This is a genomic window from Noviherbaspirillum pedocola (assembly GCF_016632335.1).
Taxonomy (GTDB): domain Bacteria; phylum Pseudomonadota; class Gammaproteobacteria; order Burkholderiales; family Burkholderiaceae_D; genus Noviherbaspirillum_A; species Noviherbaspirillum_A pedocola.
In genome coordinates, this window is sequence record NZ_JAEPBG010000022.1 from 63813 (window position 1) to 84408 (window position 20596).

General features: G+C 58.6%; 16 protein-coding genes and 1 pseudogene. 7 read left to right on the forward strand and 10 right to left on the reverse strand.

The window, feature by feature from the left end; translation table 11 throughout:
• The first annotated feature begins 33 nt into the window (after positions 1-33).
• Both JJB74_RS28240 and JJB74_RS28245 read left to right on the forward strand, forming a co-directional pair.
• The gene (locus tag JJB74_RS28240; protein ID WP_200597821.1) at positions 34-459 is read left to right on the forward strand and encodes a (R)-mandelonitrile lyase; all 426 of its coding nucleotides are present in this window, start codon (positions 34-36) and stop codon (positions 457-459) included.
• A 334-nt stretch (positions 460-793) separates the two neighbouring features.
• Positions 794-1147, forward strand: a complete 354-nt coding sequence (locus JJB74_RS28245; RefSeq protein WP_234484937.1) for a cyclophilin-like fold protein — start codon at positions 794-796, stop codon at positions 1145-1147.
• A 268-nt stretch (positions 1148-1415) separates the two neighbouring features.
• On the opposite strand, the gene JJB74_RS28250 is transcribed toward JJB74_RS28245, so the two are convergent.
• The 5 genes from JJB74_RS28250 to JJB74_RS28270 form a co-directional block, all read right to left on the reverse strand.
• On the reverse strand, positions 1416-1685 hold the full coding sequence (locus tag JJB74_RS28250) for an FAD-binding oxidoreductase (RefSeq protein ID WP_200597823.1): 270 nt from the start codon (positions 1683-1685) through the stop codon (positions 1416-1418).
• A gap of 280 nt (positions 1686-1965) precedes the next feature.
• Positions 1966-3651 carry a long-chain-fatty-acid--CoA ligase gene (locus JJB74_RS28255; RefSeq protein WP_200597825.1) on the reverse strand — a complete coding sequence of 562 codons (1686 nt, stop codon included), beginning with the start codon at positions 3649-3651 and terminating at the stop codon, positions 1966-1968.
• A 44-nt stretch (positions 3652-3695) separates the two neighbouring features.
• Positions 3696-4694: a Bug family tripartite tricarboxylate transporter substrate binding protein gene (locus tag JJB74_RS28260; protein ID WP_200597827.1), complete on the reverse strand. Its 999-nt coding sequence runs from the start codon at positions 4692-4694 to the stop codon at positions 3696-3698.
• 107 nt (positions 4695-4801) lie between these two features.
• Positions 4802-5227, reverse strand: coding sequence for a Zn-ribbon domain-containing OB-fold protein (locus JJB74_RS28265; protein ID WP_200597829.1), 426 nt, complete (start codon positions 5225-5227; stop codon positions 4802-4804).
• The gene (locus tag JJB74_RS28270) at positions 5224-6396 is read right to left on the reverse strand and encodes a thiolase family protein (protein WP_200597831.1); all 1173 of its coding nucleotides are present in this window, start codon (positions 6394-6396) and stop codon (positions 5224-5226) included. The genes JJB74_RS28265 and JJB74_RS28270 overlap by 4 nt, the downstream gene beginning before the upstream one ends.
• On the opposite strand from JJB74_RS28270, the gene JJB74_RS28275 reads away from it, so the two are divergent.
• From JJB74_RS28275 to JJB74_RS28290, 4 genes and pseudogenes are all read left to right on the forward strand, one after another.
• The gene (locus JJB74_RS28275) at positions 6385-7470 is read left to right on the forward strand and encodes a LysR family transcriptional regulator (protein ID WP_200597833.1); all 1086 of its coding nucleotides are present in this window, start codon (positions 6385-6387) and stop codon (positions 7468-7470) included. The two genes, JJB74_RS28270 and JJB74_RS28275, sit on opposite strands and share 12 nt — an antisense overlap.
• Before the next feature lie 115 nt (positions 7471-7585).
• Complete coding sequence (locus tag JJB74_RS28280; protein ID WP_200597835.1) at positions 7586-8575, forward strand: ketopantoate reductase family protein; 990 nt, start codon at positions 7586-7588, stop codon at positions 8573-8575.
• Between the two features lie 11 nt (positions 8576-8586).
• Positions 8587-9420: a class II aldolase/adducin family protein gene (locus JJB74_RS28285; protein ID WP_200597837.1), complete on the forward strand. Its 834-nt coding sequence runs from the start codon at positions 8587-8589 to the stop codon at positions 9418-9420.
• 64 nt (positions 9421-9484) lie between these two features.
• Positions 9485-10864: pseudogene (locus tag JJB74_RS28290) on the forward strand (IS1182 family transposase); the annotation flags it as partial.
• A 323-nt stretch (positions 10865-11187) separates the two neighbouring features.
• Here the strand turns inward: JJB74_RS28290 and JJB74_RS28295 are convergent.
• The 5 genes from JJB74_RS28295 to JJB74_RS28315 form a co-directional block, all read right to left on the reverse strand.
• The gene (locus JJB74_RS28295) at positions 11188-12825 is read right to left on the reverse strand and encodes an acyl-CoA synthetase (protein ID WP_200597839.1); all 1638 of its coding nucleotides are present in this window, start codon (positions 12823-12825) and stop codon (positions 11188-11190) included.
• Between the two features lie 374 nt (positions 12826-13199).
• The gene (locus JJB74_RS28300) at positions 13200-14660 is read right to left on the reverse strand and encodes an aldehyde dehydrogenase family protein (RefSeq protein WP_200597841.1); all 1461 of its coding nucleotides are present in this window, start codon (positions 14658-14660) and stop codon (positions 13200-13202) included.
• Between the two features lie 244 nt (positions 14661-14904).
• Positions 14905-16026 carry an ABC transporter substrate-binding protein gene (locus tag JJB74_RS28305; RefSeq protein ID WP_234484941.1) on the reverse strand — a complete coding sequence of 374 codons (1122 nt, stop codon included), beginning with the start codon at positions 16024-16026 and terminating at the stop codon, positions 14905-14907.
• Positions 16027-16279: 253 nt separating this feature from the next.
• Positions 16280-17038, reverse strand: coding sequence for an SDR family NAD(P)-dependent oxidoreductase (locus JJB74_RS28310; RefSeq protein WP_200597843.1), 759 nt, complete (start codon positions 17036-17038; stop codon positions 16280-16282).
• Positions 17039-17732: 694 nt separating this feature from the next.
• The gene (locus JJB74_RS28315; RefSeq protein ID WP_200597845.1) at positions 17733-18683 is read right to left on the reverse strand and encodes a LysR family transcriptional regulator; all 951 of its coding nucleotides are present in this window, start codon (positions 18681-18683) and stop codon (positions 17733-17735) included.
• Positions 18684-18752: 69 nt separating this feature from the next.
• Here JJB74_RS28315 and JJB74_RS28320 point away from each other — a divergent pair, with 69 nt between their 5' ends.
• Positions 18753-20297 (forward strand): acetolactate synthase large subunit, encoded by a 1545-nt coding sequence (locus JJB74_RS28320; protein ID WP_200597847.1) that lies wholly within the window; start codon positions 18753-18755, stop codon positions 20295-20297.
• Positions 20298-20596 lie beyond the last annotated feature (299 nt).

Sequence of the window (20596 nt, forward strand, 5' to 3'; positions counted from 1 at the left end):
GTCGGCCTTTACATTGATTCGAAAGGAATGAACATGGAACTGAAACGAGCCGGGTCGCAAGCTTCGATGAAAGGCCCTGAGCAATACTTCACTGGGACCGTACGCATCGATCCGCTGAACGCACCCGCAGCGCCGGCGCGCGTGTCCTGCGCAAGCGTCACCTTCGAACCCGGTGCACGCTCCGCCTGGCATACCCACCCGCTGGGCCAGACCCTCATCGTGACCGCCGGATGCGGCTGGACGCAATGCGAAGGAGAGGCAAAGGTCGAGATTCGCGCTGGCGACGTAATCTGGTGTCCGCCCGGCCACAAGCACTGGCATGGAGCCACCGCGACGACTTCGATGACGCACATCGCCATCCAGGAGGCGCTCGACGGCGTGAACGTCGTGTGGATGGATAAGGTCAGCGATCAGGACTACATGAGCCCGTTGGGCGACTCGTCTTCCCACGAGCACTAAACCAAAAGGTATCGACGCTGGCACGCGCATCTCTCCCGCGCTAGGACGTTCCCGCAGAGCCGACTTAATTGATGAGTCGCATCGCTGGGGTGTATCCCGGTTGACGGCGGCAATTCGAGGCTACGTGGTCGGTGGCGTTCGTAAAAAGGAAGCACCCGTCTCTGTTACAGGCAAAGCTAGCGGTCGGAAAGCGACAAAAGCCACGATGCCAGTGAATCAGGCCTTTTCGAGAGAATCCGCGTGCACTGATGGCAAGTCCGGGTACTTCAGTCTCGAATTTGCTATCGCAGCCCGCCGTGCCCGGCTGCGTGGCTCCCTTTACGAAGGACACAGAATGCTGAAAATACAAATCGATGTCGAGGGGGCCGTCATCACGGCCACGCTCGACGATAACGCTACGTCCAGGGATTTCGTATCGCTGCTGCCACTAACGCTGACCCTTACCGACTACGCTGCCACTGAAAAGGTCAGCGATCTGCCCAGACGTCTGTCGACAGAGGGAGCACCTGTAGGTACGAAGGCTGTCATCGGTGACCTGACTTATTACGCCCCTTGGGGAAATCTCGCAATCTTCCATAAAGACTTCGATTATGCGGCTGGACTTGTCAAGTTTGGTCAACTCGATGCCGGTATCGAGATACTGCGACTCCCTGGCAACCGCAAGGCGACGATCAGTTCGGTAAATTAGACGGCAAGCGCCCTGGTAGTGCCCGAATCGTGAAGCGCTGGATCGAGCCTTTGCAGTCCTGCAGCGATCTTGCACAACGTCCGCTATAAATTAATGCAGTCGTTCGCAGTTCGCACTTGGAAGGCGGCTTCTGGCCGGCTGCTGCCGATGCCAAAGGACCGGGTTCGGCCCATAGCGGTCGGCGGGGTCATTTCTCCGAGCGTCTGCGGTACATCCAAAAGCGCACGTCAGCACTTCACGAGAGTGCCTATATCGAAACGAAAGCTCCTTAAACCAATTTCCCGGGAGTCATGATATACGGGGAGACAAGGGCGCGCTTTATCGCCGATTGCAGGCGAATTTTCGTATCCTTCTTGTACCGTTTAATTATGCCGAGTCCATGCTCCGCCGAAATCGATACGCCAAAACGGTGAACGCTGTCGTGGACTACGCAAGTGATCGCAGGCTGCTGCATAACGAATTCTGTATCCCGGACGTTTTTCGGCACCAACACGTTGCAATGGAGATTCCCGTCTCCCAAGTGGCCGAACACCAACATGCGGCATCCCGGAAATGCCTTAGAGCAAGCAGCACATCACAGGCGCTCGCTTTTCTGCAGCCGATGCATACGTGTTTGCGGTGCTGAACTGGACGAAGGTGCACAACATCGAATATCAGCAAATGGCCCGCATCGCACAGCGTCCGAAGGTACAGGAGGCGATGAAGGCGAAGGATTGTTGAAGTAAGGTTCGCGGCTTGGACCCTTCCTGTAGGACCGCCATGCGGCCCACGCTCTCCGGCACATGGCGGCTCCAGAGCCGGAAGTGCTCCGAAAGACCCTACGGCCCGGTTGGCGGCATCGTCCCCTCGGACCGGGCGTTTTCCGCTTCCTGCAGTTCCCGCCAGAGGATTTTTCCGACCGGTGACTTGGGTAACCGGTCCACGAATTCCACGATGCGCGGATACTTGTAGGCGGCCACGCGCTCCTTCATCCATGCAATAAGCGATTCTTCGGTCAGCTGGTCCCGCTCCGCATCGGCGCGCACTACCAGAGCTTTCACGGTTTCGCCACGGTAGGAGTCGGCAACGCCGATGACGCAGGCTTCTTTCACGCAGGGATGCTGGTACAGCACTGATTCGATCTCCGCCGGCCACACCTTGTAGCCCGACGCATTGATCATGCGCTTGGCGCGGTCAGTCATGAAGAAATAGCCTTCCTCGTCGACGATGCCGATATCGCCGGTCCGCAGGTAAGTTTGTCCTTCGATTTCAACGAACGCCGCCCTGGTTTCTTCCGGCCGGTTCCAGTACCCTTTGAACAATTGCGGCCCGCCGACCATGATCTCGCCGGCCTGGTTCGGTCCGAGAGGCTGCAGAGTGTCGGGGTCGGCGACGATCGCCCTGGTATCGAAGAAAGGCACGCCGAGGCATTGCCGCTTGGGGCGATCGATCGGATTGTTATGCGTGGTCGCGGCGGTCTCGGTCATGCCGTAGCCCTCAACGAACGTGATACCGAGAGCCTGTTCCAGCCGCGTCCACACTTCGGCTGGCATGGAAGCGCCGCCGGCGGTGATGCGCCGCAGGCAGGAAAGATCGTAGTCTTCCAGGCCGTCATGGGAAAGCAGATCGATGATCGCGGTCGGCGGTATCGCCGCATGCCCTACGCGTTCGCGCGAAATGAGCTGTATTGCCAGATCGCGGTCCCAGCGCGGCAGCACGACCGCCGTGCCGCCAACGAACACCGGAAGATGCACCGAATGGGCGAGCCCCGCCACATGGTACATGGGCGCGACCGCGAGAAAAGCGGTGCCGGGCGCGGTCCAGTGCCACAGCGCCAAGCCCGCCATGTTGTGCATGAAACTGGCATGCGTATGCATGCAGCCTTTGGGCTTTCCGGTCGAACCCGAGGTATAGGGTAGGCAGCACAGGTCGTCCGGACGCGCCCGCGCCAGGCCCGGCCGTTCGGCGGCCGCGATGATGTCGCTCCATGCGGCCGCACCGTCGAAGGCTTGGCGCGGCGCGGTCAGCCATTCAGGCAGGCGATAGTCATGCGCTGCGCACAGGTAATCCGAATACGTGGCCACGATCAGGGCGTCGAGCGCATGCGCCGCTGAGGCCGTCCGCAGTTCCTGCACCAGGTCTTGCGCGCACACCGCAACTCGGGCGCCGCTGTCGGCGAGATAATGCTCCACCTCGGCGGCGCGATTCATCGGATTAACCGGGACCGCGACGGCATCGGCGCGCAGGATGCCATAGTAGGCGATCAGCCATTGGGGGGAGTTCTGCAGATATAGCATGACCCTGTCGCCCGGGCACACGCCGGCACGCCGTGTCAGCCATCCGGCGAAGGCCTCCACCTCAGCAAGCATTTCCGCATAGTCAAGTCCGCTGCCGAAAAACCGGATTGCCGCGCGCCGCGGATAGCGCCGCGCCGACGTTTCTAGCACATCGCTAATGGCGGTTTCTGGCCGCGCGAGTTCGCGCGGCAGATGCCGGGGCCAGTAGCCTGATGCGGTCGCTGCCATTGCAATACCCCCTGCCTCGTAATGCTCCGTGCGCTGCAAGCCCATCAATTCACCGTGATGCTGGCCGCCTTGATGAGCGCCCTGGTGTCCTGGATTTCCTTCCTGACCGTGTTGCGCATCTCTTCGGGTGTGCCCGGCTCTGGCTCCGCGCCCGCCGCCAACAGCTGCTCCCGCACCTTCGGATCCTTCAGGACCGCGCTGACTTCGCTACCGACCCGGGCGACGATGTCAGGCGGCGTGGCGCCCGGCATCACTAGGCCGAACCAAGAAGCGAACTCAAAGCCGGGCACTCCGCCTTCGGCGATAGTCGGCAGCTCGGGCGCGACCGCGCTGCGCTTGGCCGTAGTCACTCCCAGCGCCTTCAGGTGCCCGGAGGCGATATACGGCTTGGCCGTGACCAGATCGAGGATGCCCGCTTGGATTTGTCCGGCGATCACGTCCACTGCCGCAGGACTGCTGCCCTTGTAGCCGATGTGCGTCATCTCGACCCCAGTCTTCTGCTTGAACAATTCCCCTGCCAGGTGCATGGCGGTTCCCGGGCCGGCGGTGCCGTAGCTCACCGCGCCCCGCTTGGATTTGGCGAATGCGATGAAATCCTGCACCGAATTAATGCCGAGCGAAGGATTGACGACGAGCACAATGGGATTGTTCACCACCTTTGTCACCAGCGCGAGGTCTTTCAGCGGATCGTACGGCAGCTTGGGCATCAGGGTGACATTCGCGGTCAGGGCGCCCGATACGCCGAATCCCATGGTGTGCCCGTCGGGAGTCGAATTCGCGACCGCTTCCACGCCCACCACTCCGCCGGCGCCGGCCCGGTTGTCCATCACCACCGGCTGCCCCAGCCGCTGCGACAGCGGCCGCGCAATGATGCGCGCGACGATGTCAGCCACGCCGCCCGGCGGAAAGCCGACGACGAAACGGATCGGCTTGTTCGGATATGCCGCGGCGGTTGCGGCGGAACCCGACTGCGCCATGGCAGACGGCGCGATGACGCCGAGGGCCGCGGCGGCAATCATCGAAATGAAATGTCTGCGCATCATGTGTCTCCTTTTATGTTTCGCACTTTTCTATGTCGTGCTTCATGTCGCGCTCGGATGCGGCGTGATTCGCCGTCAGGGGCCTTTCCTGGACGGGCAAGCGATGTCCGCTATTCCAGCTCGAACGCCGGATATCGGGCATCGTTCGACGGAGTATCCCATGACAGCTTCACGCGGGCGCCGATGCGCGCCCGCTCGGCATTCGCACCCAGGATGTTGCCTAGAATGCGTACCCCTTCGTCAAGTTCGATGAGGGCCAGCGCAAGCGGAAGCCGGCCGTCGGCGCCCAACCCTTGCGTGCGCAGCACGGTATGCGCATAGACAGTTCCGGCTCCGGACACTTCGCGCCATTCGAGCTGCCGGCTTCCGGTGTACAGGCTCAGCGGCCGGGGAAAATGCTGGAAGCGCCCGCTCTGCGGGCAGTATTGGAGAAGCAGCTTGCCTTCCCGCGTGCCGCGCCAGAACGGCTCGGTATCGACGAAGCCTCCCGGCGCTGGAACCGCGCGCTTATCCGGTTTGTCCGTGGCGTTGGTCATTGCGAAGCCTCCAGGATCATTGCCGCGCTGGTGGACCAGTTCCGGCCGTAGGGAATGACGCCGATGCCGGTGACCAGGGCGTTGCTCGGATCGGATACTTGGCGCGCGCCCGCCTGGCCGAAAAGCTGACGCACGGCCTCAGCCAGGTTCAATCCTCCGCCCGCCAACCCCGGTTGCCCAGCAGAAATCTGGCCGCCGCCGGTATTGAGGGGAAGCTTGCCGTCGAACGAAAGATCGGTGTCGAGGATGAAACGCGCCCCTTTGCCGGTCTCGCAAAAACCGAGCGCTTCGCATTGCATCTGGACCGCGATGGTGAAGTCGTCGTAGGGCTGGAACATCCGGATATCCGCCGGTTTCATCCCGGCCTTTTGAAACAGCCTTCCGCCGACATCGGAAAACCCGTTGCAGGTGATGTCGGGCAACGGATCGCGACCATTGAAATTGGTGAGCTCAGCGTACGCCAGCGGAACGGCGAATCCGGACAGGCCAAGGTTCTTCGCTTCCGAGCGGGAGGTAACAAGAAAAGCGTTCGCGCCGTCGCAGAACATCACGCTGTCGAGGATGCGCAGCGGGTCGGCGATCGTCCGTGAACCGAGATATTCGTCCATGGAAAGCGGCTTGCGCAGCTTAGGCAACGCATTGTCGTTGAGCACCGCATGATCGCGCTGGACCATCGCCACTTTCGCCAGCGCTTTCTCATCCAGTCCGTACTGATGGGCATAGCGGCTCATCAGCAGTCCGAAAGCCGCCGGCGGCCGGGCCGCAGCCTGCGGCTCCTGAAATTCCGGCCGCTGCGCGCCAAAGTCGGCGCGGTAGGCCGTGCTCGGCGCATCGGCCGACAGCACCACGGCGATTCTGCAATCGCCGTCGCGCACCGCAGCGATGGCGCGCATGATGCCGCTCAGCGCCGAGCATCCTCCGATGCCGCTCAGGTGCAGCCAGGTCGGCGTGATGCCGAGCGCCTCGCACATGTATGCGGCATAGAAAGGATTTGTTCCTTCGCTCAATGCCGCAGTGACCGACAGGCCGTCGATATCCTCGATGCGAATTCCGGTGGATTGCGCCAGCGCCGCGAGCGCCTCGCCCGCGAGGTCGTAGGCGCTGCGCCCCGTCTTGAAGCGATTCGGAATTTCCGCGTACCCCGCGATACCGAAGTCATGCTGCTTCATGCCTTGGCCCCTTTCGATGGAAGCACCCGGGAAGCCCGGAAGCTCGTGGATATCTCTCCGCGCGCATGCCTGATGCCGGCGGGTTCATTTGCTGATCGTATTTCACGTCCCGGCAAAAGTATAGAATCAAAAATGGAATTTTCCATTTCATTTTTGGGCATCAAAATGAAGAACCCGCTCGATCTAAACACACTGATGCTGTTTCACGAGGTCGTGAGAACCGGCAGCCTGGCTGGCGCCAGCCAGCGCCTGGGCATGCCCCGCTCCACCTTGAGTCGCAGACTCGGGCAGCTGGAAAAAGAGATGGGCGCCCTGCTGCTGAAGAAAAGCACGCGCAAGCTCGCCGCGACCGACATCGGCCTGTCCCTGTACGAGCATTGCGAACGCATCGCATCGGAAGCCGCGGAAGTCCGGGAAAAGGCTTCGCGCATGCAGACCGAGCTGCACGGCACGCTGCGGGTCGCGCTGCCGATCGAGTTCGGCACCGCGTGGCTAGGAAAAGCCGTGTCGGAGTTCGCTATCAGGCATCCGGACATGCATATCGAAATCGATGTCAGTGGGCGCGTCGTGGATCTGATCGACGAGTCGGTCGACATCGCCATCGCTTTCGGCCAGCCGAAGGAATCGCGCCTTGCCCAGCGACGCCTGGGTTCGATCAGCTCGGGAATCTATGCCAGTCCGGCCTATCTCGAGCGACGTGGCGCTCCGCAGGCGCTGGGCGATATCCTCGCGCACGACTGCGTCGTCACCGAGATCCAGCAGCGGGAAGGCGTATGGCTGGTCCGCAGCCAGAATACCCGTCGCAGCGTGCGCGTGAACGGACGCGTCCGCGTCAACAGCATCCGGCTGGCCCGCGAGCTGGTGATCGGCGGGACCGGACTCGGGCTGCTGCCGCACATGATGTGTGCGAACTACCTAGCGTCCTCCCGCCTGGTGCGCGTGCTTCCCTCCTGGAACAGCCCGACCTTGCCAGTAGTGGCGCTTTTCCTGTCGCGCCACAGGGTTCCGAAGAGAACGCGGGTTTTCCTCGACTTTGTGGCCGAGCAGCTCACCTTGCAACAGGCGCCGGCATAGCCCCGGGCCGCAGTGTCCAGGGAAACGGCCTGCGGTGTACCATGACGCTTCCCGGATCGGGCTCAGCTTTCGCGCCCCACCGGAATACGATGAACGCAATGCGGAGAATCAGCGCATGAAAGTTTGCATCTATGGCGCGGGCGCGATCGGCGGTTATCTTGGGGCGAGACTGCACGGCGGTGGGCATGACGTCACCCTGATCGCCCGGGGCGCGCACCTGGACGCGATACGGCGCAACGGGCTGACCTTGCGCACACCGCACGATACCCGAAGCGTGCAAATCCACGCGACCGACCGGCCCGCGCAGGCGGAGCCCCAGGAAGCAGTCTTCGTTACCGTCAAGGCAAGCGGACTGGAGCCGGTCGCGGCGTCGCTGGCGCCTCTTCTGACTCCGCGCACCCCGGTGGTCTTCATCGGCAACGGCCTGCCCTGGTGGTATTTCCTGGAGCGCCGGGACGAAGAAGTGAAGATTGCCGGGCTGTCGCCGGTCGCGGACGCGATGTTGCGCGTCGTGCGGCCAGAGAACGTGGTCGGCGGCGTCATGGGCATTCCGTGTTCGGTTCTGGAACCAGGCGTAGTGCAGGTGCAGGACGAATCGGCGAAGATGGGCGGACTGGTCCTTGGGGCCGCGAGCGCGCGCTCGAATCAGCAGGCCGCGGAGCTGGCGCGGCGCTTAAGCGAAAGCGGCGTTCCGGCGCGGGCGGTGGACGATATCCGGCCCGAGGTCTGGAAAAAACTCGCTGCCAACGTAGGAAGCGGACCGCTCAGCGTATTGACGCAGGCGCCACTGAATGTGCTTTTCCGGAACCCGTATTGCTGCCGGCTTCGCATGCTGGTGCAGCGCGAGATCATCGCCATAGCAGCCGCGATGGGCTGCCACATCGAATACGATGTCAAAAAATCGCTGCAGGCGGCCGCGTCGGTCCGCCACCTGCCGAGCATGCTGCAGGACCTTTTGGCAGGCAGACCGCTGGAGACCGGCGTTCTGCTCGACGCGCCGCTGAACCTGGCCAGGCACAAGGGCGTGCCGGCGCCGATCCTGGAAATGCTGGCGGAACTCACCAAGACCCGCGCGCTTGCGCGAAGCGATCAACCCCAACATTGAAAGGAAGCATCATGAGTTCGATTCCCCACTTGGCGGACCAAGTGCCCGGGTCTTCCGAGCGATCCTTACGTGGTCGGGTGCCAGACGAAGAATGGCGCACGCGGGTAGACCTCGCCGCATGCTATCGCCTGGTCGCCCAGTACGGCATGACCGATCTCATCTACAACCACATCACCGCCAAGGTGCCGGGAAGCAAGGACCATTTCCTTATCAATCCCTACGGCCTTCTCTACGAGGAGATCACCGCGTCGAGCCTGCTGAAGATCGACCTGGACGGAAACATCGTGGGGGAACGTGACGGCGGCTACGGCATCAACCATGCCGGCTACATCATCCATAGCGCCATCCATGCCGCCCGGCACGACGTCGGATGCATACTGCATACGCATACCCGCGCCGGCATCACGGTGGCCTCGATGAAATGCGGCCTCGCGCCGCTTACGCAGCCGGCCCTTCGCTTTTACGGCCGCGCCAGCTACCACGATTTCGAAGGGCCAGCCGTGGAGTTAGGCGAAAAGGAGCGCCTGGTCGCTGACCTGGGAATGAATAACGTCCTCATCCTGCGCAATCACGGGTTGCTCACTTGCGCGCCCACGATCGCGGAAGCGTTCCTTCTGATGCAGCGCCTGGAAACCGCTTGCAAAATCCAGGTCGACCTCATGTCGTCGAACGCGGAACTGGTGGAAATCCCGCCTGAAGTCAGAGAGAAATCCGCGAAGGTATTCTCCCCTCCCACGGTCGTCAAAGAGGGCGCCGAAGGCAAGCTCGGCGACTGGAACGGCATGCGCGAATGGAAGGCGCTGCTTCGTTCACTCGGCAGGCGCGATCCTTCGTACCGTGAGTAAACGTCGCCGCGCGAATCCACTCTGAAGGGTATGCCGCGCTCAACGGAGTCACGCCCCATGAGAGCTCGACGACTACGTGGCAAAACAGAATCCCGTCCGAGTAATCGACGTCTTTGTCGACGAATTGGATTTGGCCGCGTTGGGTTTTGAAGGAGTAGCGCCTGCCGACACGGGACGGCCTGCCTATCATCCTTCCGACCTGCTGAAAATCTACATATACAGCTACTTGAACCGCATTCAATCCAGCCGCCGCCTGGAATGCGAGGTCCAGCGCAATATTGAATTGATGTGGCTGACTGGCCGGTTGACTCCCAACTTCAAGACGATCGCAAACTTCCGCAAGGACAACGGCATCGGCATACGAAACGTCTGTCAGCAGTTCATCATGCTGTGCAGGAATCTGGACCTGTTCACCCATCAACTCATCGCCATCGATGGCAGCAAGTTCAAGGCCGTCAATAACCGCGACCGGAACTTCACCAGGGCGAAGATCCAGGCCCGCCTGAAGCAAATCGAGGAAAGTATCGAGCGTTACCTCAGCATGCTCGACACAGCGGATCGTACAGAGCCTGCAGAGGCACCTGCAAGGCGGCGCGACTACAGGACAAGATCACGCTTTTGAAGCGACAGATGCAGCACTTGAAGAAAGTGGAGGAACGTCTTCAGGACGCGCCGGATCAGCAGCTATCGCTGACCGATCCGGATGCTCGTTCCATGGCCACCAGCGGCCGCGGCACGGGGGATGGTTGGCTACAACGTGCAGATCGCTGTCGATACCGCCCATCACCTTATCTTTGCCCACGAAGTGACGAATGTCGGCAATGACCGGGCCCAGTTGGCGAAGATGTCCGAACAGGCACGAGAAGCCACGGGCATCAAGCAGCTAACGGTCGTTGCAGACCGAGGATACTTCAGTGGTGAGGAAGTCCTGGCCTGCGACCAGGCTGGCATCACTGCATACGTTTCCAAACCACTCACATCTGGCGCCAAGGCTAACGGCCGATTCGGCAAGCAAGACTTCGTGTATATGCCAAATCGAGATGAATACCGCTGTCCTGCCGGTTATTCAATGACTCGCCGCTTTGACACTGCTGGCAGTGGCCTAGTCTTGAATGTGTACGCAACACCAGCGTGTAGACGCTGCCTGCTCAAACCGCAGTGTACGACTGGTCCAGAGCGCCGTATCAGACGCTGGGAGCATGAAGCAGTCATTGACGCGATGCAGGAACGGCTCAGTAAGGCGCCTGAGCAAATGCGCTTGCGACGACAAACGGTGGAGCATCCGTTCGGCACACTCAAGGCGTGGATGGGTGCAACGCACTTTTTAACGAAGACGCTTGATCGAGTCAGCACCGAAATGAGCCTGCATGTGCTTGCTTACAACTTCAAACGGCTTCTGAATATCATGGGCAGCGAGCTGATGCGGAAAGTTGCTGCGGCCTGACCGGCCTTCGACAGCAAACCGCTCCTTGCGCCCCAGTAGACCAGTTCACTCTGCGGCCAGAGCTCTACCAATGCCGCATTGCTTCCTTTGCTTCTGTTTTTACACGGCCTAGACCCAGAGCAGCCGGTCGGCCGGACATGTCTATGGCCGGGTATCGCTATTGAGCGGACGTTGACCACACATGATTCTTTATTTTTCGAGCGACTTGCCGAACGCCAAAATCAACACCGCCTCGCGGAGCGCGCCGTTGCGATGGCGAACGGCAGAATCAGCAGCCAGAGGAGGAAGACTTGCGGCGTGTCATCGGCTTGTCTGATTAGCACTCATTCCAGCGCAGCGGTCGAATTCGCCTGCTGGCGCAGCGAAAATTTCTGGATCTTGCCGGTCGAGGTCTTGGGTATTTCGCCAAAGATCACGGCCTTCGGCACCTTGAATCCGGCAAGATGCGCCTTGCAATGCGCGATCAGTTCGTCGGCGCTGACGCTGCTGCCGGGGCGCGGCTCGATGAAAGCGCAGGGCACTTCGCCCCATATCGGGTCCGGTCGCGCGACGACTGCGGCAGCCAGCACCGCCGGATGCCGGTACAGCACGTCCTCGACCTCGATGCTCGAGATGTTCTCGCCGCCCGAGATGATGATGTCCTTGCTGCGGTCCTTGATCTTCACATAGCCATCCGGATGCATCACCGCGAGATCCCCGGTATGGAACCAGCCGCCAGCGAACGCGGCTTCGGTTGCTTCCGGGTTCTTCAGGTAGCCCTTCATCGTGATGTTCCCACGGAACATGATCTCGCCCATCGTCTCGCCGTCGGCCGGCACCGGCTGCATCGTAGCTGGGTCGAGTACCGCGACGGCTTCCTGCAAGTGGTAGCGCACGCCTTGTCTCGCATTCAGGCGCGCGCGCTCCCCAATGTCGACAGCGTCCCATTCCGAATGCTTCACGCATACCGCGGCCGGGCCGTACACCTCGGTCAGGCCGTAGACATGGGTAAGGTCAAAGCCCATCTTCTCCATGCCCTCAATCATCGCCGCCGGCGGCGCGGCGCCGGCAACCATCGCACTGACGCGCTGGCTGATTCCGGCCTTCATCGAATCGGGCGCATTCAGCAGCAGACTGTGCACGATCGGCGCGGCGCAGTAATGGGTGACATGATGCTCGCGCATCAGGTCGAACACGACAGCAGCCTCGATCTTGCGCAGGCAGACATTGACGCCTGCGCGCGCGGCAATGGTCCACGGGAAGCACCAACCATTGCAGTGGAACATCGGTAGCGTCCACAGGTAGACCGGGTGTTTCGGCATGTCCCATTCAAGAACGTTCGACACCGCGTTCATGTACGCGCCGCGGTGATGGTAGACCACGCCTTTCGGATCGCCGGTGGTGCCGGAGGTGTAGTTCAGGCAGATCGCCTGCCATTCGTCGGCAGGGCCTTGCCATGCGTAGCCAGGATCGCCGCCGGCGAGGAAGTCTTCATATTCGATCGAGCCAATACATTCGCCGGCGCCGGTGTATTCCGGGTCGTCGACATCGATGACGAGCGGTGCACGCGCGCACTGTGCGAGCGCTTCGCGCATCACGCCGGCATACTCGCGATCCACGATGACGACCTTCGCTTCGCCGTGTTCCAGCATGAAAGCGAGGGCGGTCGCATCGAGCCGCGTATTCAGCGTATTGAGCACCGCGCCGGACATTGGCACGCCGAAGTGCGCTTCGACCATTGGCGGCGTATTGGGCAGCATTACCGCCACCGTATCGCCGAGTCCGATTCCGCGTGCAGCCAGCGCGCTGGCCAGACGCCGGCAGCGAGCATAGGTGTCGGACCAGGTCCGCCGCAGCGCGCCATGCACGATCGCTGGCCTACCAGGGTAGACCGCCGCGGCGCGCTCAAGCAAGCTCAATGGGGTGACGGGCGTGTAGTTGGCGGGATTGCGGTCCAGCCCGGTATCGAAAATGTTCGCCATGGCGTTTAAGCTCCAGTAGGGGAATTCGTTTTCTTCTAACTGACTCGCTTCTGAGAGTGCCACTTTGAGCCAAGACAACACAAGGGATGAGTGTCGCGTGCGGCGCAAGCGCCGCCCCGGGGCGTGAGGTTCTCCTTGCATATTCCGGTTCTGAAAAACTCGACTCCATCGCGCGGCTTCATAGGTCAGGGGTGCTGCTTCCCGGTTGAACTTCGATGTGAAAGGGCTTTAGATTAAAATTTTTAGCGTCTCCTTAGCAAGCGCGCTTGCACACTACTCCAGAACTGCCCGCTTCAAAGCACAAAGCGGTCTTTCAATTGGCACCGGTGCCTATCTTGTTTTTTGAGAAGCCCCAAACGCCTGTCTTACCTAGCTCAAATCGTCGAGTCAGTCATAGAAGGAAGCACGAGTAATTGCGGCTCCATATGTCGCTTCAAACCCATCGCGCCATTGGCACGCCCCATACCGGACTCCTTGATTCCCCCGAAAGGAAGGTCAGGCGAAGTGCCTACATGGTGGTTCACCCAAGCCACACCGCTTTCCAACTGGCCAGCAATTTCCGCTCCTTTACGTATATCCGTCGTCCATACTGAGGCGCCGAGCCCAAAGCGCGTGTTGTTGGCACGAGCAATGACGTCTTCAATATCAGTAAAGCTCATAACCGGCAGTATGGGCCCGAACGGCTCTTCATCAACAAGGCGCGTGCCCTCCCTGATGTTGGCAACGATGATCGGCGCGATAAAATAACCCACTGTGTCCGGTGCTTGACTGCCAGCATAGATCCGCACGCCAGGCTGGCGAGCGGTGTCCTCCAGAATATCCAAGACACGTTGATACTGGGCTTTATTCTGAATGGGACCAAGAACTACATCACTCATCAAGCCATCACCGACTTTCACGCTTCGCGCTATGCGTACAAGTTCTTCAATCACGGCTTCGTAAATATCCTGGTGCACATAAAGTCGCTTAATGGCTTGGCAGACCTGCCCGGAATTCGCGAACGCTGCCTGAAACAGGCGCCCAGCCACAGCTTGCGGATCCACATCGCTCAAGACGATGGCCGCGTCATTCCCCCCTAGCTCAAGCGTCAATCTCTTCATATTGCCTGATGCAGAAGCCATGATCTTTTTTCCAGTCGCCACTGATCCGGTAAAGTTGATCTTGTCGATGCCGGGGTGCTCAACCATCCATTGACCCAGATCATTTCCGCCTGCAAGAATATTCATGACGCCATCCGGAAAAATGCTTAAGGCAATTTCGCCCAACCTTAGCGTGGTCAGCGGCGTGTACGGGGAAGGCTTCAAGATCATAGTGTTACCGGTGTACAGCGCGGCCGCGATCTTCGGTACAGCCATAATAATTGGTACATTCCATGGGGTAATTCCCCCAACGACGCCCAACGGTTTATAATGCAACTCAGCTTTTCCTGATGCTTCGCAGCGCAGTACTTCCGGCTCAATTTCTATGCCAACCAAATGCCTCGCAATAAATAGGGCGCGCTCGACTTCAGCCTTGGCGGCAACTAGCGGCTTTCCTTGCTCTTCCGTGAGCAATCTAGCCAAGCTATCGATGCGATCCTGAATACCATCGCAGAACCGCAGCACCTTATTGCGTCTTTCCTCATAGCTTTTTGCTTTCCACTGAGGGAACGCTCGCCGCGCCGCGCTGACTGCACGATCCAGTTGCTCTTTTGAAGCATCCGGACACTTGGCAAGCACTGTTTCCGAAGACGGATTAATGACATCAAACATGGTGGTGCTGGTTGCAAGACAGCCGTCAATCAGATGGGCGAATGCGCCATTATTCGAGGAGATGTCAGAGATGAGGTTCGTCATAGTTTCACTTCTTCCTATTTGGATGGCAGCTGCATATGTAGGGCGCGCCTTCTGCAGTGCACGTGAATGATGGCAATAGTACTTATAGAAGCACTAAGATTAGCCATCATGCCGTGGTGAGTTGCGCCGAAAGCAAAGCCGGGTGCGGATCCAGTTACGCCTAGCAGCATGAGCCCCTCGCTTCGATGCTTGTCGCATAAGGCAAGATTGTTCTTTAGGCTTATACAGCACAAGCAGCCTCCGATTATTTTCCGGGATCTTTCACATCTGGGAACTTATCGAACTCGACATTTGCAAGCTGCCCGTTGACCTTTTCTACTTTCCGAACGTAAATCGTCTGCACGATATCGCGGGTTTCCGGGTCAATCATGATTGCGCCACGAGGACTATTCAGCTTCATTCCCTTAAAAATCGCCATAGCCTTTTCGCCGTCAATTTTGCCGCCCAGCTTGCGCGAGACTTCGTAGATTGCTGCAATACCGTCGTAGCCGGCGGCCGCCATAAAATTGGGCAAACCCATTTTCGGGTTGACTTCTGCAAAAGTTTTCAGGAATAACTTGTTTTCTGGAGAATCGTGGAATGCGGAATAATGAAACGTGGTCACTGCACCCAGTATCGAGTCACCCATTGCAGGAAGCACTTGCTCGTCTGTCAGGTCGCCGGTCCCAAGGATCTTAATACCAGCCGTGTCCAAGCCTCGCTCGCGATAACTTTTCATAAAAGAGACGGTATGCTCGCCGCTCGGCACCCATAGAAATACCGCATCCGGCTTAGCATCCTTTAAGCGTTGAATGTATGGGGCCATCTCTGGGCTGCCTAATGGTACCCTCAGTGCTTCGACGATTTGCCCGCCCCCTTTCGAAAACGCAGCCTTGAAATAGGTTTCGGCATCAATCCCGGGGCCATAATCACCAACCAGCGTAACAACGCGCTTGAACCCATTCTTTGCAGCCCAAGTCCCCATTGGGGCCGCGTTTTGTGCAATCGTCATAGATGTGCGCGTAACAAAATTCGATTTTGTCGTAATATTAGACGCTGCTGCATTCATAATAACCATCGGCGTCTTGCTCTGCTGTGCGACTGGCGCCGCAGCCAGTCCATCGGGGGTAAACCCGAATCCCGCTAGAAAATTGACCTTCTCGCGCGTCACCAGTTCTTGTGCCAAGCGCCTAGAAAGATCGGGAGACGGGCCCATGGTATCCCTGGTGATAATTTCTACCTTTTTACCGACAATCTGCTCGCCATGTTGCTTCATGTAGGTCTTAATGCCTGCTTCCATTTGTTTGCCGTACTGCGCATAAGGTCCAGAGAATGGAGCGATCAGACCAATCTTGATTACTTCCTGTGCATGCGCGGCCATTGCCATGAACCCGAATATGCTCAGCGTTGCGGCGAGCTTGCCTAATAACTTCAAACCCATTTTGGTCTCCTTATTGTGATCGACCTTTTCCAGCATTTAAGTATTTCACTGATTACCTGTTGCATCATTATATTGGCGACAGTCATCAAATCTGATGATTAAACGGCGTCACAGCAAAGGTTGTGGCGTTTGTTTATCAGCAGTCTTATCAACAGACGTAATCGTTAAGCTTTGACGTTCCTGCTTGAATGGTCGCCGATCAGAGAAATACGGACCCACCGTCTACCGCCAATGTCTGGCCAGTGATAAAACCTGCGCCTTCGCTTGCCAGGAATGCGACTGCGCCGACCAAATCTTCGGGGACTTGATCACGCTGTATAGTGCGGCTAGTCTTGCGGGCAGTTTCAGGCATTATATTTTGCATGCCGTTTTGTAGCACGCCTTCGCTTAGCGTAAAGCCGGGCGCGATGGCGTTGACCGTGATGTTGTCACTCCCCAATTCCTTAGCCAATGACCGAGTAAATGCAATGACTGCGCCTTTGCTGCAGACGTAATGCAACATCATCGGTGTGCCCTTGATTGGCGTGGTCGAAGCAACGTTGATAATGCGTCCGCCGCCATTCTTACGCATGGTCGAAACAACAGCCTTGGCGCAAATGAATGGACCAAGCGTATTGACTTCCATAACGCGCATCCATTCCTCTTCACTGATTTGGTCAAATGGTTGCAGGGAAAGTGTCGTAAAGAGGCCGGCATTGTTTATCAGCACGTCAATGGTTCCAAATTCTGCACAAGCTTTTTCCACCATCGATTCGACATCGCTACTTTTGACAACATCGGTCGTGATGCCGATCGCCGATAAGCCTTGCTCGCGGATCCGTAGCGCCGCCTCTTCGGCACCTCGCAGATCTGCGATAACGACGCGATGGCCGGCACGCGCCAAATGTTCTGCAAATGCGTATCCAATGCCGCTTGCTCCGCCTGTAACAATCATCACTTTTGATTGAAAAACCATCATTTCTCCTCCTTATTTTTCACCCCAATTCTTCGGGTTTCCAATTGTTTCAACACAGGTGGAATAGCGCAGAAAATATTGCTATTTCCAATGACAGGTTCATATCCATCGAGATTCGCGAGGTGATGCTATCAAGAATAGACAACGCAAAAAATGCAGGAAAATTATAAAAATATACGACCGCCTTGGCGAAGGTTTTACCTCATTTGTTCGCGTAGCGAACACGCGCAATGGTGTTTCATCTAAGAAAAACAATGAAACCTTGGAGCGCTTACCTACGATGATGAGAGGGCGCGCTAAGTGACAGACAAAGACACCGTTGCATGCGTAGCAAAAGCATAGTGTTGGAGAGCGTGGGCATTGGGTCCGGATTTGCCAGTTGTTCCGTACCTTTGTAGCATAGATCGGCGAGACGGCTCTTCTTAAATAATCGTAAGACCTGTTTGGCTGATTCAATCGATTTCCCGATATTCGCGCACCTATAATCGCGATAGGTCACGCAGTCAGGAAAGCTGCATTACCTGCTATGCGACTCAAACATTGCTAGTGGTGAACTGAAAACCGTACCAGAGAGGGGAAAAGGTACGCGGCGCGCTACTGATTTCGCCCGACCCTAGGTTGAGCCGGCATGGTCGACGCGCAGCTAAGCATGCGCAGAATCGCCTGCAATAGCAATGCCATTTCTTTTTCCCGAGCGTCATAAGTTTTCATTTCCGAGCGCGAACAAGTCAACCAGTTGCCTGCGCATCCATACATTGGCGGGATTGTGCTGCGTGCGCTCATGCCAAAAGAGCCGGACTTCAAATGGGGGGAGCTTGATGGGCAGGAGGCAAACCTTGAGCGAGTTCGTCCTAGCCAGTTCATTGGCGACCCGCCGCGGTATGGTAGCAATCAAGTCGGTTCGCGCGACAGTCAGCGCGATCGCCATGATATTGGGCAGCCGCCCAATGATGCGCGCGCCCTTGTTGACCAACAGTTCTTCAACGACATGATGGCCGCCGCCAACGGAAGTGACCACAACGTGCGGCAGGCGCCAATAAGTGTGGGCTGTCAGTGCTTCGCCCGCTGGATGGCTGCGCCGCATCAAGATGACGTAGCGCTCTTCGAACAGTTTTTCTGAATGGATATGGCGCCCCTTTAGGTGCGGCAAGTGGCCTAGAGAAAAACTGATCCGGCCATCATCGAGTCTGCTGCGGATTTCCTCTAGGCTAAAGGGCGCAACATCGAGGCTGAGGCGCGGAGCAATCCGCTGCATCTGTTCCAGCAGGCTGGGAACAATGTTGATTTGCCCCATGTCAGTGATGTGCATTCGAAAGACTTCATCGCTCTGCGCCGGGTTGAAGCCGCTGCGCTGACTAACTGCCTGTTGGAATCCAGCCAGCGCATCGGCAATGGGACCGGCCACCTGCAAGGCATAGGGCGTAGGCTGCATCCCGCCAGCGGTATGAACGAACAAGGGATCACCCAGCAGTTCGCGCAGCCTTGCAAGCGCGTTGCTCATGGCGGGCTGCGTGATGCCGAAACGTTGCGCCGCGGCGGTGACGCTACGTGTCTCCAGCACCGCATGGAAGACAGCCAGCAAATTTAGGTCGACTCTGTAGATATTCATAGGCTGAATGCAGGAATAGAACAAATAAATTTGATCCATATGGTAGCCCACTCCTACCATCGCTTTGTTTGCGGAATGTCCCCGCGTCAAAAATAAAGGAAGCCTGTCATGAATGGAGCAGAAAGCCTGGTCCGCACCCTCCTGGCAAACGAGATCAATCTCTGTTTTGCCAATCCTGGCACATCGGAAATGCATTTCATCGCCGCCCTCGACAAGGTCAAGGGAATGCGCTGCGTACTTGGCTTGTTTGAGGGGGTAGTCACGGGGGCCGCTGACGGGTATTACCGGATGACCGGTAAGCCGGCGTCGACCCTACTGCACTTGGCGCCGGGCTTGGCTAATGGCTTATCCAACCTGCACAACGCCAGAAAGGCGCGCTCTGGCATCGTCAATATCGTCGGCCAGCATGCGACCTATCACCTGCAATACGATGCCCCGCTGTCCGGTGATATCGAAGGAGTTGCAATGCCGATGTCGCACTGGGTAAGGACCGCGACAAGTTCCCAGACGGTCGCAACGGACGGCGCTGCGGCAGTGCAAGTTGCTCACGGCACTCCTGGGAAGATTGCCACCTTGGTTCTTCCAGCAGATGTCTCCTGGGGAGCGGCACAGGAATCGACGCCGACCGTCCTGCACGCTTTGCCCCGCGAACTACAGGCCGATGGACTAGCTGCGATAGCACAGGCGCTGCGTGGCGGCAAAGGCACAGTGCTGCTGCTTGGCGGATTGGCCTTGCGCGGCAGGGCGCTGGAATGGGCGGGACGGATTGCGGCAAAGGTCGGATGCCGCCTCATGAGCGAAGGCCAAAACGCACGGCTCGAGCGCGGCGCCGGGCGAGTCAGCCTTGAGCGTCTACCCTATGACGTCCCCGGCGCCATCGCGGCACTGAAGGGGGTCGGGCGGGTCGTTCTGGCAGGCGCTCGAATGCCGGTCGCCTTCTTCGCTTATCCAGACCAGCCAAGCCTGCTGACGCCAGAAGCATGCGAAGTCCTCAGCTTGGCCGAACCAGACCAAGACATTGAGCAGGCGCTCGAAGCCCTTGCGCATGAACTCGGGGCTGCATCGGCATCCCCCGCCGTTTGCGAATTGCGCCGACCCGCACTGCCTTCGGGCCGAGTAACGCCGGAAGGCATTGCGGCAGTATTGGGCGCTCTAATGCCGGAACAGGCCATCGTAGTGGACGAATCAATCTCGATGGGACGCGGCTTTTTTCCACCGACCTCGGGCGCTGCACCGCACGATTGGATGAACAGCATGGGCGCATCGCTGGGCTATGCCCTGCCGGTCGCTATCGGCGCCGCTCTAGCTGCACCCGAGCGCAAGGTGCTAGCCTTGGTCGGCGACGGCAGCGCGATGTACACCTTGCAGGCGCTGTGGACCATGGCGCGCGAATCGCTTGACGTGACCATCGTGATCCTGGCAAATCGATCCTACAATATCCTGCGCAGTGAGCTCGCCAAGGTGGGCGCCGGCACTCCCGGCCCAACAGCACTTTCCATGCTGACCCTAGATACCCCTAACCTCGACTGGGTTGCTCTTGCCAAGGGCCACGGGGTGGCGGCAAGCCGTGCCCACAGTCTCGAAGAACTTGCGAGAGCGCTTGGACGTGCTTTGACAGACCATGGCCCGCGCTTGGTAGAACTAGTGATTTGAACAGGGGCGCCATGTTGGTTGGCACCGCATCCGGACCTCTTTCCCAAGCATCACGCATCGGCCTTGGCCGGGCCAACTAAAATTGGTCTGAAAAAAGAGGCGGCTGTTACTGACGCTTAGCAATAAATAAGTTGATGATTCTAGTCAGGCGTCAGCGGGCGGGGCTCACTATATAGTCGGCGCTGAAAAACTGTTTTCACCCAATGGCCATGCGTGCTGAGACATGAAATCGGCGTGCGGAATTTGCAGGGAACGACGCTTGTCATACGCGGTTTCCTGCAAATTCTGATGAGGTCATC

What these genes read in the sequence shown, in the direction of transcription:
- JJB74_RS28240 (WP_200597821.1), top strand. Translation starts at nt 34, where the DNA reads ATGGAACTGAAACGAGCCGGGTCGCAAGCTTCGATGAAAGGCCCTGAG.
- JJB74_RS28280 (WP_200597835.1), top strand. Translation starts at nt 7,586, where the DNA reads ATGAAAGTTTGCATCTATGGCGCGGGCGCGATCGGCGGTTATCTTGGG.
- JJB74_RS28285 (WP_200597837.1), top strand. Translation starts at nt 8,587, where the DNA reads ATGAGTTCGATTCCCCACTTGGCGGACCAAGTGCCCGGGTCTTCCGAG.
- JJB74_RS28315 (WP_200597845.1), bottom strand. Translation starts at nt 18,683, where the DNA reads ATGGATCAAATTTATTTGTTCTATTCCTGCATTCAGCCTATGAATATC.
- JJB74_RS28305 (WP_234484941.1), bottom strand. Translation starts at nt 16,026, where the DNA reads ATGGCAATGGCCGCGCATGCACAGGAAGTAATCAAGATTGGTCTGATC.
- JJB74_RS28275 (WP_200597833.1), top strand. Translation starts at nt 6,385, where the DNA reads ATGCTGCTTCATGCCTTGGCCCCTTTCGATGGAAGCACCCGGGAAGCC.
- JJB74_RS28260 (WP_200597827.1), bottom strand. Translation starts at nt 4,694, where the DNA reads ATGATGCGCAGACATTTCATTTCGATGATTGCCGCCGCGGCCCTCGGC.
- JJB74_RS28320 (WP_200597847.1), top strand. Translation starts at nt 18,753, where the DNA reads ATGAATGGAGCAGAAAGCCTGGTCCGCACCCTCCTGGCAAACGAGATC.
- JJB74_RS28255 (WP_200597825.1), bottom strand. Translation starts at nt 3,651, where the DNA reads ATGGCAGCGACCGCATCAGGCTACTGGCCCCGGCATCTGCCGCGCGAA.
- JJB74_RS28310 (WP_200597843.1), bottom strand. Translation starts at nt 17,038, where the DNA reads ATGATGGTTTTTCAATCAAAAGTGATGATTGTTACAGGCGGAGCAAGC.
- JJB74_RS28300 (WP_200597841.1), bottom strand. Translation starts at nt 14,660, where the DNA reads ATGACGAACCTCATCTCTGACATCTCCTCGAATAATGGCGCATTCGCC.
- JJB74_RS28265 (WP_200597829.1), bottom strand. Translation starts at nt 5,227, where the DNA reads ATGACCAACGCCACGGACAAACCGGATAAGCGCGCGGTTCCAGCGCCG.
- JJB74_RS28295 (WP_200597839.1), bottom strand. Translation starts at nt 12,825, where the DNA reads ATGGCGAACATTTTCGATACCGGGCTGGACCGCAATCCCGCCAACTAC.
- JJB74_RS28250 (WP_200597823.1), bottom strand. Translation starts at nt 1,685, where the DNA reads ATGTTGGTGTTCGGCCACTTGGGAGACGGGAATCTCCATTGCAACGTG.
- JJB74_RS28245 (WP_234484937.1), top strand. Translation starts at nt 794, where the DNA reads ATGCTGAAAATACAAATCGATGTCGAGGGGGCCGTCATCACGGCCACG.
- JJB74_RS28270 (WP_200597831.1), bottom strand. Translation starts at nt 6,396, where the DNA reads ATGAAGCAGCATGACTTCGGTATCGCGGGGTACGCGGAAATTCCGAAT.